The 12432-nt window shown below is 69.4% G+C and carries 13 protein-coding genes; 6 read left to right on the forward strand and 7 right to left on the reverse strand.

Annotated features, from left to right (window positions below):
* Positions 1 to 18 precede the first annotated feature (18 nt).
* The 7 genes from F0L46_RS07540 to hemE all read right to left on the reverse strand — a co-directional run bounded on the left by F0L46_RS07540 (position 19) and on the right by hemE (position 8009).
* Positions 19 to 861, reverse strand: coding sequence for a ParA family protein (locus F0L46_RS07540; RefSeq protein ID WP_149816453.1), 843 nt, complete (start codon positions 859 to 861; stop codon positions 19 to 21).
* Positions 858 to 1490, reverse strand: coding sequence for a 16S rRNA (guanine(527)-N(7))-methyltransferase RsmG (gene rsmG, locus F0L46_RS07545; RefSeq protein ID WP_149816454.1), 633 nt, complete (start codon positions 1488 to 1490; stop codon positions 858 to 860). The genes F0L46_RS07540 and rsmG overlap by 4 nt, the downstream gene beginning before the upstream one ends.
* Entirely contained in the window at positions 1487 to 3370 is a 1884-nt protein-coding gene (gene mnmG, locus F0L46_RS07550; RefSeq protein ID WP_149816455.1) for a tRNA uridine-5-carboxymethylaminomethyl(34) synthesis enzyme MnmG, read from the reverse strand. The genes rsmG and mnmG overlap by 4 nt, the downstream gene beginning before the upstream one ends.
* Positions 3371 to 3559: 189 nt before the next feature.
* Complete coding sequence (gene mnmE, locus F0L46_RS07555; RefSeq protein WP_149816456.1) at positions 3560 to 4867, reverse strand: tRNA uridine-5-carboxymethylaminomethyl(34) synthesis GTPase MnmE; 1308 nt, start codon at positions 4865 to 4867, stop codon at positions 3560 to 3562.
* A 131-nt stretch (positions 4868 to 4998) separates the two neighbouring features.
* Positions 4999 to 6264 (reverse strand): transcription termination factor Rho, encoded by a 1266-nt coding sequence (rho, locus tag F0L46_RS07560; RefSeq protein WP_149816457.1) that lies wholly within the window; start codon positions 6262 to 6264, stop codon positions 4999 to 5001.
* A 244-nt stretch (positions 6265 to 6508) separates the two neighbouring features.
* Complete coding sequence (hemJ, locus tag F0L46_RS07565) at positions 6509 to 6934, reverse strand: protoporphyrinogen oxidase HemJ (protein WP_276315521.1); 426 nt, start codon at positions 6932 to 6934, stop codon at positions 6509 to 6511.
* 40 nt (positions 6935 to 6974) lie between these two features.
* Positions 6975 to 8009 carry a uroporphyrinogen decarboxylase gene (gene hemE, locus F0L46_RS07570; protein WP_149816459.1) on the reverse strand — a complete coding sequence of 345 codons (1035 nt, stop codon included), beginning with the start codon at positions 8007 to 8009 and terminating at the stop codon, positions 6975 to 6977.
* Between the two features lie 382 nt (positions 8010 to 8391).
* Between hemE and F0L46_RS07575 the strand changes: the two genes are divergently transcribed.
* The 6 genes from F0L46_RS07575 (at position 8392) to hisA (ending at position 12415) form a co-directional block, all read left to right on the forward strand.
* Positions 8392 to 9222: a pyruvate, water dikinase regulatory protein gene (locus F0L46_RS07575; protein ID WP_149816460.1), complete on the forward strand. Its 831-nt coding sequence runs from the start codon at positions 8392 to 8394 to the stop codon at positions 9220 to 9222.
* The gene (locus F0L46_RS07580) at positions 9219 to 9839 is read left to right on the forward strand and encodes a Maf family protein (RefSeq protein ID WP_149816461.1); all 621 of its coding nucleotides are present in this window, start codon (positions 9219 to 9221) and stop codon (positions 9837 to 9839) included. Before F0L46_RS07575 ends, F0L46_RS07580 begins: the two co-directional genes overlap by 4 nt.
* Before the next feature lie 107 nt (positions 9840 to 9946).
* A complete protein-coding gene (gene hisB / locus F0L46_RS07585) occupies positions 9947 to 10549 on the forward strand; it encodes an imidazoleglycerol-phosphate dehydratase HisB (RefSeq protein WP_149816462.1) in 603 nt (200 codons plus the stop codon).
* Positions 10546 to 11037, forward strand: a complete 492-nt coding sequence (locus F0L46_RS07590) for a DUF2628 domain-containing protein (protein WP_149816463.1) — start codon at positions 10546 to 10548, stop codon at positions 11035 to 11037. The genes hisB and F0L46_RS07590 overlap by 4 nt, the downstream gene beginning before the upstream one ends.
* A complete protein-coding gene (gene hisH / locus F0L46_RS07595) occupies positions 11034 to 11684 on the forward strand; it encodes an imidazole glycerol phosphate synthase subunit HisH (RefSeq protein ID WP_149816464.1) in 651 nt (216 codons plus the stop codon). The genes F0L46_RS07590 and hisH overlap by 4 nt, the downstream gene beginning before the upstream one ends.
* The gene (gene hisA / locus F0L46_RS07600) at positions 11672 to 12415 is read left to right on the forward strand and encodes a 1-(5-phosphoribosyl)-5-[(5-phosphoribosylamino)methylideneamino]imidazole-4-carboxamide isomerase (RefSeq protein ID WP_188311888.1); all 744 of its coding nucleotides are present in this window, start codon (positions 11672 to 11674) and stop codon (positions 12413 to 12415) included. The genes hisH and hisA overlap by 13 nt, the downstream gene beginning before the upstream one ends.
* Positions 12416 to 12432 lie beyond the last annotated feature (17 nt).

Genomic DNA, 12432 nt, shown 5'->3' on the forward strand with positions numbered 1-12432 from the left:
GTGCTCCGTCTCTCTAACTCAAGCGGCGCGCAAGCTGCGCTCGCGCTGGATGATCTCGGACGCGAGCTTCAGGTAAGCCTGAGAGCCCGCGCATTTCAGGTCGTAGAGCAGAACCGGCTTGCCGTGGGACGGCGCCTCCGAGACGCGCACGTTACGCGGGATCACGGTCTCGTAGACCTTCGTCCCCATGAACTCGCGCACATCAGCCACCACCTGGCCCGACAGGTTGTTGCGCGGATCGAACATGGTGAGTACCACGCCGTGGATGCTCAGGCGCGGGTTGAGGCTGGAGCGCACCTGCTCCACCGTGGTGAGAAGCTGCGACAGGCCCTCCAGCGCGAAGAACTCGCATTGCAGCGGCACGAGCACGGCATCGGATGCGGCGAGCGCGTTGATGGTGAGCAGGTTCAGCGAGGGTGGGCAGTCGATCAACACATAGGTGAACGGGTCACCGTCGAGCACGCTGCGAACGCCGAGGGCGTCGATGGCCAGCCGCAAGCGGTGGGCGCGGTTGCGCTCGTTCGCGATCTCCAGCTCGACCCCGAGAAGGTCGAGGGTCGAGGGCGCGAGATGGAGCCGCGGCACGGCCGTGGGCACGATGGCGGCGGCGAGGTCGGAATCGCCCGCGAGCACGTGGTAGGTGGAGATGCGCCGGCTCTTGCGATCGACGCCGAGTCCCGTCGAGGCGTTGCCCTGCGGGTCGAGGTCGAGCACCAGCACCTTCTCGCCCGTGGCGGCCAGCGCCGTGCCGAGATTGATCGCCGTCGTGGTCTTGCCCACCCCGCCCTTCTGGTTGGCGAGAGCCAGCACCCGCGGCTTGCCGGGGCGGGAGGTTCCGATCGAGGTCAGTTCGGTGCTCATGCGGGGTCTCGAGGCCAAGTGATGCGGAGGATGGACGCCCGCGGATCCGTACGACTCACAACCGTTTCAGCGTTGAATCTCAAGGATTTTGCCGCTTCGGTCAATTCCGCGGCCGCGCCCTCGCCCTTCGGAAAGAGGCCGAGGGCACCGTTTTTCAACAGGGGCTCGGTCCAGGCGAGAAGCTGGGGGAGGGGGGCGAGCGCGCGAGCGGTGACGACATCGACGCCCGCGACCAGGGATGGGACGACATCTTCGAGTCGCGCGTCGTGGACGCGCACCGCGGCACCCGTGGCGCGAGCGGCGTGACGCAGGAAGGCGCACTTGCGCCCGTTGCTCTCCACGAGATGCACCATGTGCCCCGCGCGCTCCGCCGCCTGGATGCCGAGGACGAGGCCTGGGAAGCCGGCACCAGAGCCGAGATCGATCCAGGTGCGGGCGTCGGGGGCGAGGGCGGCGAGCTGAAGCGAGTCGGCGATGTGGCGATGCCAAACCTCCTTCAGCGTCTCCGGGCCGACGAGGTTCTTGATTTGCTGCCAGCGGCGCAGCTCGGCAACGAGGATCTCCAGACGTTCTCTGGTTTCACGTGAAACGTCGAAGCCGCGAAGGGCATGATCGGGGTCGTCGCTCATTCCGATCGCAACGCCTCCGACTCGATCGCGCGCGAGCCGCGGCGGCTATGGGCGGCAAGGAGGGTGATCGCGGCCGGGGTCATGCCCTCGATCCGTGCTGCCTGACCGAGCGTCCTCGGCCGGACCACGTCGAGCTTCGCCTTGATCTCGTTCGAGAGGCCGGGAAGGGCGTCGAAGTCGAGATCGGCGGGGAGGGCGATCGCCTCGTCACGGCGATGGGCGTCAACATCCGCCGCCTGGCGATCGAGATAAACCGCATAGGTGGCATCAGTCTCAAGCCGTTCCGCGATTGGGCTAGGGATGGAGCCGAGCGCCTCGGGCCAGACCTCCCGCAGGCGGGCAAAATCGATAGCCGGATAGGAGAGCAGCTGGAACGCGGTGCGCCGGATGCCGTCGCGGTTGAGCTCGAGGCCGTGCCGCGCCGCCTCGGTGGGGGTGAGGGTGAGCGCGTCGAGTAGCACCCTCCCCCGGGCAAGCTCCCCCTGTCGTGACTCGAAGTGCCGAGCGCGCACCTGGCCCACGCATCCGGCCGCAAGACCACGCGGGGTGAGCCGCTCGTCGGCATTGTCGATGCGCAGGCTCAGGCGATATTCAGAGCGCGAGGTGAACATGCGATAGGGCTCGCTCACGCCGCGCGTGACGAGATCGTCGACGAGCACGCCCAGATAGGACTCGGCCCGGTCGAACACGATCCCGTCGAGACCGCCCGCGTGGCGCCCGGCATTGAGGCCCGCCAGCAGTCCCTGAGCTGCCGCCTCCTCGTAGCCTGTCGTCCCGTTGATCTGTCCCGCGAGGAAGAGGCCGCGCACCCGCTTCGTTTCGAGCGTGGGCGCAAGGTTGCGAGGGTCGACGAAATCGTACTCGATCGCATAGCCGGGGCGGACCATGCGAACCCGCTCCAGCCCGGGGATCAGCGGCAGGATGGCGCGCTGTACGTCCTCAGGGAGCGAGGTGGAGATGCCGTTGGGATAGACCGTCGGGTCGTCCAGGCCCTCCGGCTCCAGGAAGATCTGGTGACCGTCGCGGTCGCCGAAGCGCACCACCTTGTCCTCGATGGATGGGCAGTAGCGCGGGCCGCGGCTCTCGATGTCGCCGGAATACATGGGCGCGCGATGCAGGTTGGCCCGGATGGTCGCATGCACCGCGGGAGTCGTACGGGTGACGCCGCACTCCACCTGGGGCGTGCGGATCCGGTCCGTGAGGGCGGAGAAGGGGACCGGATCTTCGTCGGCCGCTTGGGCCTCGACGGTCGCCCAATCGATCGTCCGCCCGTCGAGACGCGGCGGCGTGCCGGTCTTGAGGCGGCCGAGGGTGAAACCGAAGCGCTCCAGGGTCGACGAGAGGCCGAGCGCCGGCCCCTCCCCGACCCGTCCGGCCGGGATCTTCACCTCGCCGATATGGATGAGGCCGCGCAGGAAGGTACCCGTCGTAAGAACCACGGCGCGGGCACGGAGCTCGCGCCCGTCCGCCAGGGTGAGACCCGCGATCGAGCCATCGTCGATGACAAGGTCGTGCGCCTCGCCCTCGACCACCTGAAGGTTTTCGGTCGCGCCTATCTCGGCCTGCATGGCGGCCGCGTAGAGCTTGCGATCGGCCTGCGTCCGCGGCCCGCGCACGGCCGGACCCTTGCGGCGGTTGAGAAGCCGGAACTGGATGCCGGCGCGATCGGCAATGCGCCCCATGAGGCCGTCGAGGGCGTCGACCTCCCGCACGAGGTGCCCTTTGCCCAGACCGCCTATGGCGGGGTTGCAGGACATGGCGCCGATGGTTGCGAAACGGTGAGTGACGAGCGCCGTACGGGCGCCCAGACGCGCCGAGGCTGCCGCAGCCTCGGCTCCAGCGTGACCACCCCCCACCACAACGACATCGAATTCGCTCATCAGTCGCTCTGTCCCATGCCCCTCAAGTCCGCACGGGTTCGTGGCGGGGCTCCTACGGGCATCATTCGACACGATCCATATCGCCAGCGGTCCAATCGCGGACACACGCCACGGCGCGATAGGGTTGCTGTACGTCGAAGCGGGCGATCGGTCAAACGTTTCGGCCCCGTTTCACGTGAAACAGGAACCCTACTTACCGATACAGAACGCAGCGAAGAGCCGGTCCAGCACGGCTTCGACATCAACCCTGCCCGTGATCTCGCCGAGTGCGCGCAATGCCAGGCGGACGTCCTCGGCTGCCAGCTCGCCTTGGTCTACGGCAAGCGCGTCGACAGCCCGGCGAAGGGCTTCGGCGCAGCGTTCCAGGGCACGGCGATGGCGTTCGCGCGTCACGAGGGCGTCGCCGGTCCCGAGCGCATCACCGGCCCGGCGGCTCAACAGGTCGAGGAGCTCTGGGATGCCGTCGCCGGTCCGTGCCGAAAGCCGCAGGTCCTGGCCGGCAGCCGGAGAGAGGTCCGACTTGGTCCGCAGGTGGATGTAGCGGGGATCCCCTGCCGGAGGCGGGCAGGGGTCGTCGACGGGATCGAGCCAGAGCACGGCGTCGGCCTGGTCCAGGCGTGCACGGGTGCGGACGATACCTTCACGCTCAACCACATCCTCCGTCTCGCGCAAACCCGCTGTGTCGATGAAAGTCACGGGCAACCCGCCGAGATCGCAGGCGACCTCGATGGCATCCCGGGTCGTGCCCGGAACGGGCGACACGATGGCGGCGTCGCGCCGGGCGAGCGCGTTCAGGAGGCTCGACTTGCCGGCGTTCGGCGGACCCGCGAGCACGACGACGAAACCCTCGCGCAGGCGCTCCCCGCGCCGACTATCGCGCAGAACTGCCTCGATCTCCCCCGCGAGCCGTCGCGCCGCCCCGCCCGCCCTGGCTTCCAAGGAGGCGGGCACGTCGCCCTCGTCGGCGAAGTCGAGGGCGGCCTCGAGATCCGCCAGAGCGCCGATCAGGTCCTCGCGCCAGCTTTCCACCTGTCGGCCGAGCTCTCCGCCGAGCTGGCGCAGAGCCTGGCGGGCTTGCGCTTCGGTCTGGGCGTCGATGAGGTCGGCCAAGCCCTCCACGGCGGGGAGGTCCATGCGGCCGTTGAGGAAGGCACGCCTGGTGAACTCACCGGCCTCGGCCGCACGGCACCCCGGCATCCGGCCGAGCGACCGTAGGACGCCGGCGCGCACGGCGGCGCCGCCATGGATGTGGAGCTCCGCCCCGTCCTCGCCCGTGAAGGAGCCCGGCCCGGGGAAGAAGACCACGAGGGCCTCGTCGAGCACCGAGCCGGTCTCAGGGTCGCGCAGCCGCCTCAGGCTCATGCGCCGGGGCTCCGGCACGCCGCCCGCGATCGTTTCGAGGGCGAATCGCGTCCCCCCGCCGCTGATGCGGATCACGGCGACGGCGGCTCGGCCGAAACCGGAAGCAGGGGCGAAGATCGTGTCCGTGGAGAGCATGGGCTGGGATCCGGCGGCGTCGCGGCACCTTAGTAGGGTCCGTGCGGGCCCGAGGCCAGGGGAGGGGACCCGCCCAAATGCGAACGGCCGGCGCAGGGCCGGCCGTTCGTCGACGTTCCGTGCGCGAGGGCTCAGGTGTTCATCGAGTCGAAGAACTCGGAATTGCCCTTGGTCTTGCGCAGCTTGTCGAGGAGGAACTCGATGGCGTCCACGGTCCCCATCGGATTGAGGATGCGGCGCAGGACGTACATCTTGGTGAGGACGTCCTTCTCGACGAGCAGCTCCTCCTTGCGGGTGCCGGAGCGGGTGATGTCGAGCGCCGGGAAGACGCGCTTGTCCGAGACCTTGCGATCCAGGATGATCTCGGAGTTGCCGGTGCCCTTGAACTCCTCGAAGATCACCTCGTCCATGCGCGAACCCGTGTCGATGAGGGCGGTCGCGATGATGGTGAGCGAGCCGCCTTCCTCGATGTTGCGGGCCGCACCGAAGAAGCGCTTCGGGCGCTGCAGGGCGTTGGCGTCGACGCCGCCCGTGAGCACCTTGCCGGACGAGGGCACCACCGTGTTGTAGGCGCGGCCCAGACGGGTGATCGAGTCGAGCAGGATCACCACGTCGCGCCCATGCTCCACGAGGCGCTTGGCCTTCTCGATCACCATCTCGGCGACCTGGACGTGGCGCACCGCCGGCTCGTCGAAGGTGGACGATACCACCTCGCCGCGCACGGAGCGCTGCATGTCGGTCACCTCCTCCGGCCGCTCGTCGATGAGCAGCACGATGAGGTAGCACTCGGGATGGTTCGCCGTGATCGACTTGGCGATGTTCTGGAGGAGCACCGTCTTGCCGGTACGCGGCGGCGCCACGATGAGCGCGCGCTGGCCCTTGCCGATGGGCGAGACGATGTCGATGATCCGCGAGGAATAGTCCTTGCGGGTCGGATCCTCGATCTCGAGCCGCAGGCGCGCATCCGGATAGAGCGGCGTCAGGTTGTCGAAGTGAACCTTGTGCCGGATCTTCTCCGGGTCCTCGAAATTGACGGTGTTGACCTTGAGCAGCGCGAAATAGCGCTCCCCGTCCTTCGGTCCCCGGATCGGGCCCTCGACCGTGTCACCCGTGCGCAGGCCGAAGCGGCGGATCTGGGAGGGCGAGATGTAGATGTCGTCGGGGCCCGGCAGGTAGTTGGAGTCCGGCGAGCGCAGGAAGCCGAAGCCGTCCTGGAGCACCTCGACCACCCCCTCGCCGATGATCTCCACCTCGCGCAGCGACAGCTGCTTGAGGATCGCGAACATGAGCTCCTGCTTGCGCATGGTGCTCGCGTTCTCGACCTCCACCTCCTCGGCGAAGGCGATCAGCTCGGTGGGGGATTTGGTTTTCAGGTCTTGAAGCTTGATTTCCCGCATCGGGGAACACTTTCAGGAAGAACCGCGCGGGGCGCGGCTGGAGGGTAAACAGGGGGAACTGGAGACGGGCGCCTGCGGAAATCGCGCGGCGCCTTGGAACCGGAGCGGCTCGGATCGAACCTAAGCGGATCGTGTCTCTGAGGGGAGAGGCCTGAGCCTTACCGCAAGTCGCCGCGACGCTCAAGCCCCCAACGCGATCAAAAGCGAAACGGTTGCCGCGTGGATGAGCCCCACGGCACAAAAATCAGAACGGCTTCACGATCACCAGGATGACGATGCCGATCATGAGCAGGGTGGGGACCTCGTTGATGATCCGGTAGAAGCGGGCCGGGCGCTCGTTGCGGTCCCCCGCGAAGCGGCGAACGCACCCGGCCAGGAACCCGTGCGCCGCCGAGAGGCCCACCACGAGAAGCAGCTTGGCATGGAGCCAGCCCGACGCGAACCATCCGCCCGCATAGGCGAGATAGAGGCCGAGCACCCAGGTCACCACCATGGCGGGCGTCATGATGGCCTTGAGGAGCCGCCGCTCCATGATCTTGAACGTCTCGGATTGCGGCGAGCCCGCGGGCGCCTCGCAATGGTAGACGAACAGGCGCGGCAGGTAGAGCAGCGCCGCCATCCACGCGATGATCGCGATCACGTGGAAGGCTTTGATCCAGAGATAGAGCAAGGGCGGACGTCCTCGAGGAGCAGGGCGGGGGAGCGAAGGTTCAACCGGCCCGCACCCGGGCGAGCATGCGCTCGACATGGGGGATCGGCGTCTCGGGCAGGATCCCGTGCCCCAGGTTGAAGATGTGGGGACGGCCGCGCGCGGCCGCGAGCACCGCGTCGATCGCCCGGTCGAGGGTCTCGCCCCCAGCGATCAGCGCGTCCGGGTCGAGATTGCCCTGGAGCGCCACGCGCTCGCCTAAGACGTCCCGCGCCGCCGCGAGATCAGCGCCCTGTCCGATGCCGAAGGCCTGGACGGGGAGGGCGGCGGCGAGCGCGAGCTCGGGCGCCGCGACGCCGCGGGGAAAGGCGATCACGGGAGCGTCCGGGATCTCGCGCCGGATGCCGGCGACGATCCGCTCGACGGGCTCAACGCACCAACGCCGGAAGTCCTCGCCCTGGAGCGCGCCCGCCCAGCTGTCGAAGATCTGCACCGCGTCGACGCCCGCCCGGAACTGGGCCACGAGATAGTGGATCGAGGCCTCGACGATCCGGTCGATCACCGCCTGGAAGAAAGCGGGATCGCCTGCGGCGGCGCTGCGGGCCGGTCCCTGGTCCCGGGTGCCCCGCCCCGCCACCATGTAGGTCGCGACCGTCCACGGGGCGCCGCAGAAGCCCAGGAAGGTGGTCTGAGGCGGCAGCTCGGGCCGCACCCGCCGGATCGTCTCATAGATCGGGTCGAGGCGCGACAGGTCGGGGCGCAGCGCGTCGAGAGCCGCCCTGTCGGCGACCGGATCGAGGCGGGGCCCCTCGCCTTCCACGAACCAGAGCGATTGGCCGAGGGCCTGCGGCACCACGAGGATGTCCGAGAACAGGATCGCGGCGTCGTAGCCGAAGCGCCGGATCGGCTGGAGCGTCACCTCGGCAGCAAGCGCCGGATCGTAGCAGAGGTCCAGGAAGGAGCCCGCCTTGGCGCGCGTCTCGCGATATTCCGGCAGATGCCGTCCGGCCTGGCGCATGAGCCAGATCGGAGGCGGCCAGACGGCTTCGCCGCCGAGCACCTTGAGCACGGATTTCCGCTCGCCAGCTTCGCTCACCGCTCCCCTCCTTAAAATAAGAAGATCCTTTAGAATCTCTTTTGCTGAGACTCTTGGACCCCTCTGAATCGGAGCCGCAAGCGTGTCCACAGATCGTCCCCATAGCGCGGAACGCCCGTCGGCGTCCAAGGCAAAGACGGGACGCGCGCGGGCCGTTCAGGATTTCGAAACCTTAACAGTCCGTTAACGGCAACTTTCGCGAGTCCCGCCCGGGGTTCCCGCGACCCGAGTCCCACGATTCTCACAGGTCTGGCCCGCGACGAGGGCTCCGTGCCGCGAATGTTGACGATCGTCCCCGATTCCCACTGCCCGCCTTGCCTGGACCCCGGACCCGTCCCGATTTATCCACAAGCCATCGACTCCTCGTACAAGGGCATCCTCCGTGGGGCGCAGCTACTTCCATCTCCATCTGGTGTCCGACTCCACCGGCGAGACCCTGATCACCGTCGCCCGCGCGGCGGCCGCGCAATATGAGGGCGTCTCGGCCATCGAGCACGTCTACCCGCTCGTGCGCTCCTCCACCCAGCTCGACCGGGTGATCTCGGAGATCGGCGCCGCGCCGGGGATCGTCCTGTACACCCTCGTCGACCAGGAGCTCTCGGCGCGTCTGGAGGAGGCCTGCCGGGACACCGGCTCGCCGATGCTCTCCGTGCTCTCCCCCGTGCACTCCCTGTTCCAGTCCTATCTGGGCACGGCCTCGACGCCGCGGCCGGGCGCGCAGCACATGCTCAACGCCGAATATTTCCGCCGCATCGACGCCATGAACTTCACCCTCATGCACGACGACGGGCAATTGCCGCACGACATCGACGAGGCCGAGGTGGTGCTCATCGGCGTGAGCCGCACCTCGAAGACGCCCACGGCGATCTATCTCGCCAATCGCGGCGTGAAGACCGCGAACGTGCCCCTCGTGCCGGGCGTCCCCCTGCCGGCCGCCGTGGAGGAAGCCCGCAAGCCCCTGATCGTGGGCCTCGTCGCTACGCCCGAGCGCATCGTCCAGATCCGTCAGAACCGGCTCCTGTCCCTCAAGGCCGACGACGACACGGATTACGTCGACCGCGACCGGGTCGCCGAGGAGATCGCCCATTCCCGCCGGCTGTGCGCGCGTCACAACTGGCCGATGATCGACGTGACCCGCCGCTCCATCGAGGAGACGGCCGCCGCGATCCTCGACCTCTACCGCGCCCACCGCATGCGCTTCATCGCCGAATGAGCGCGGGTCTCTGGCGCCTCGCGCGCCCTCTCCTCCTCGCCTCCGGTAGCCAGACCCGCCGGGAGCTCCTGACGAGCGCCGCCATCCCCCTGGAGGTCGCAGGTCCCCGGGTCGACGAGCGGGCGATCGAGGCGGAGGCGCGGGCCGCCGGCGCGGACCCGGCCGGCGTCGCCACCGTGCTCGCCGCCGCCAAGGCCCTCGACGTGTCGCGCCGCCACCGCGACCGGCTGGTGCTGGGCGCCGACCAGACCCTCGCCTGCGAGGGCACCGCCCTGCACAAACCCCGCGACCGGGAGGAGGCCCGGAGCCAGATCGCCTTCTTGAGCGGCCGCACCCACAGCCTCCATTCCGCGGTGGCGCTCGCCCGGGACGGCGTCCTCGTGGGGCAGCTCCGGGACGACGCCCGGCTCACGCTGCGGGCGCTCGCGCCGGAGGCGATCGAGCTCTATCTCGACCTTGCGGGCGACCGCGCCACCGCGAGCGTCGGCGCCTACCAGCTCGAAGGGGTCGGCATCCATCTCTTCGAGCGCGTCGAGGGCGACCACGCGACGATCCTCGGCCTGCCCCTCCTGCCCCTCCTCGGGCTCCTGCGCGAGACGGGAGCGCTGGCGCTGTGAGCGATCGCATGACGTCGGTGGACACCCCGGGACTGGCCGGGCCGTGAGCGGGGTGGCGTTGCGGCCCACCCCTTGCTAGAACCCCGCATCCACGGGAGACCCGCCCCATGCGCGTTGCGCGCGTCAGCCGCCGCACCAACGAAACCGACGTGTCCGTCAGCCTCGCCCTCGACGGGACGGGGAAGGCGGCGATCAGCACGGGGGTCGGCTTCCTCGACCACATGCTGGAGCTCCTCGCCCGGCATGCCCTGTTCGACATGGAGGTGCGGGTTACGGGCGACCTGCACGTGGACCAGCACCACACCACGGAGGACGCCGGCATCGCGCTCGGCCAAGCCTTCCTCCAGGCGCTCGGCGACAAGCGCGGCATCACGCGCTACGCGGACGTGCACCTGCCCATGGACGAGACGCTGACCCGGATCGCGCTCGACGTCTCGGGGCGGCCGTTCCTGGTTTTCCGCACCGAGTTCCCCACCGAGAAGATCGGCGCGTTCGACACCGAGCTCGTCCGCGAGTGGTTCCAGGCCTTCGCCATGAATGCCGGCATCACGCTTCACGTCGAGACGATCTACGGCGCCAACAGCCACCACATCGCCGAGAGCTGCTTCAAGGGCCTCGCCCGGGCGCTGCGCGGCGCCGTGGCGGTCGATCCCCGCGAGGGCAACCGGGTGCCCTCGACCAAGGGCAGCCTCGGGGAGGGCGGCGCGTGAAACCCTACACCCTGCACCTGCCCAACGACGCCCCCATCGGCGAGCCGGAGGCCCTCGACCGCGCGGTCCTCGTGCGCGACACCTTCTCCTGGGGCGCCTTCATCTTCACGGCGCTCTGGTTCTTCTGGCACCGGCTCTGGCTCGTGGGGCTCGCCGTCCTCGTCGGCCTGTTCCTGGTCCAGGCGGGCCTCCAGGCGCTCGGCGCCCACCCGACCGCCGTGTTCCTCGCCCAGATCCTGCTCTCGCTGCTCCTGGGTCTGGAGGCCGCGTCGCTCCGGCGCTGGACGCTCCGGCGCCGCGGCCGGCCCGAGGTCGACACGGTGATGGCGGACGGGCTCGAGGAAGCCGAGACCAAGGCCTTCCGCCGCTGGCTCGACCGGCGCCCCCCGCCCCTCCCCGCCTCCATCCCCGGCACGGTCGGCGCCGGGCGGCCGGCTGAGGGAAGCCCCGTGATCGGCCTGTTTCCCCAGGCGGAGCGCAGCCTGTGAGCGTCGCCATCATCGATTACGGCTCGGGCAACCTGCACTCGGCGGCCAAAGCCTTCGAGCGCGCCGCCCGGGAGGCCGGGATCGACGAAACGGTGGAGGTCACGAGCGATCCCGAGGCGGTGCTCGCCGCCGATCGCATCGTCCTGCCCGGCGTCGGCGCCTTCGCCGATTGCCGCCGGGGGCTCGACGGCGTGCCCGGCATGGTCGAGGCCATGACCGAGGCGGTGCGCCGGCGGGGCAAGCCCTTCTTCGGCATCTGCGTCGGCATGCAGCTCATGTGCTCGCGCGGCCTCGAATACGAGACCACGCCGGGCCTCGACTGGATCCCCGGAGACGTGAAGCGCCTGCACCCGTCCGATCCGGCGCTCAAGATCCCGCACATGGGCTGGAACGTGCTCCACCTCCAGAACGAGCACCCCCTCGTCGACGGGATCCGTCTCGGTCCCGAGGGCCTGCACGCCTATTTCGTCCATTCCTATGCGCTTGAACCGAAGAACCCCGACCAGGTGGTGGCGGTGAGCGACTATGGCGGCGCCGTCACCGCGATCGTGGCGCGCGACAACATGGTGGGGGCGCAGTTCCATCCCGAGAAGAGCCAGGCGCTCGGCCTCGCCCTCATCCGCAATTTCCTCGCGTGGCGTCCATGATCCTGTTTCCGGCCATCGACCTGAAGGACGGCCTGTGCGTGCGCCTGCGCCAGGGCGACATGGACCAGGCCACGGTCTTCAACGACGACCCGGCGGCGCAGGGCGCGGCCTTCGAGGCGCAGGGCTTCGAATGGCTCCACGTCGTCGATCTCGACGGCGCCTTCGCGGGCCGGCCCATGAACGGCGCCGCCGTCGACGCGATCCTCGCCCGCGTGCGCCTGCCGGTGCAGCTCGGCGGGGGCGTGCGCGACATGCGCACCCTCGAGGGCTGGCTCGCCAAGGGCGTGGCCCGGGTGATCATCGGCACGGCGGCGGTGCGCGATCCCGATTTCGTCCGCGAGGCGGCCCGCCTCCATCCAGGCCGGGTGGCGGTGGGCATCGACGCCAAGGACGGCCGCGTGGCGGTGGAGGGCTGGGCCCAGACCTCGACGCTCACCGCCGAGGAGCTCGGCCGCCGCTTCGAGGACGCGGGCGTGGCAGCCATCATCTACACCGACATCGCCCGCGACGGCATCCTCAAGGGGCTCAACATCCCCATGACCCTGGCGCTCGCCGACGCCGTCTCGATCCCCGTCATCGCCTCCGGGGGCCTCGCCTCCATGGCCGACATCGAGCGCCTGACCCAGCCCGATTGCGCGCGGCTCGCCGGCGCCATCACGGGGCGGGCGCTTTATGACGGGCGCATCGATCCGGCGGAGGCGCTGGCCCTCATCGCGGCGCGGCGCGCCTGAACCCTCCGACTCGCCAG

The organism is Salinarimonas soli, assembly GCF_008386575.1.
Classification (GTDB): domain Bacteria; phylum Pseudomonadota; class Alphaproteobacteria; order Rhizobiales; family Beijerinckiaceae; genus Salinarimonas_A; species Salinarimonas_A soli.

Coding starts and splice junctions, on each gene's coding strand:
- F0L46_RS07540 (WP_149816453.1), bottom strand. CDS start 861: ATGAGCACCGAACTGACCTCGATCGGAACCTCCCGCCCCGGCAAGCCG.
- rsmG (WP_149816454.1), bottom strand. CDS start 1,490: ATGAGCGACGACCCCGATCATGCCCTTCGCGGCTTCGACGTTTCACGT.
- mnmG (WP_149816455.1), bottom strand. CDS start 3,370: ATGAGCGAATTCGATGTCGTTGTGGTGGGGGGTGGTCACGCTGGAGCC.
- mnmE (WP_149816456.1), bottom strand. CDS start 4,867: ATGCTCTCCACGGACACGATCTTCGCCCCTGCTTCCGGTTTCGGCCGA.
- rho (WP_149816457.1), bottom strand. CDS start 6,264: ATGCGGGAAATCAAGCTTCAAGACCTGAAAACCAAATCCCCCACCGAG.
- F0L46_RS07580 (WP_149816461.1), top strand. CDS start 9,219: ATGAGCGCGGGTCTCTGGCGCCTCGCGCGCCCTCTCCTCCTCGCCTCC.
- hisB (WP_149816462.1), top strand. CDS start 9,947: ATGCGCGTTGCGCGCGTCAGCCGCCGCACCAACGAAACCGACGTGTCC.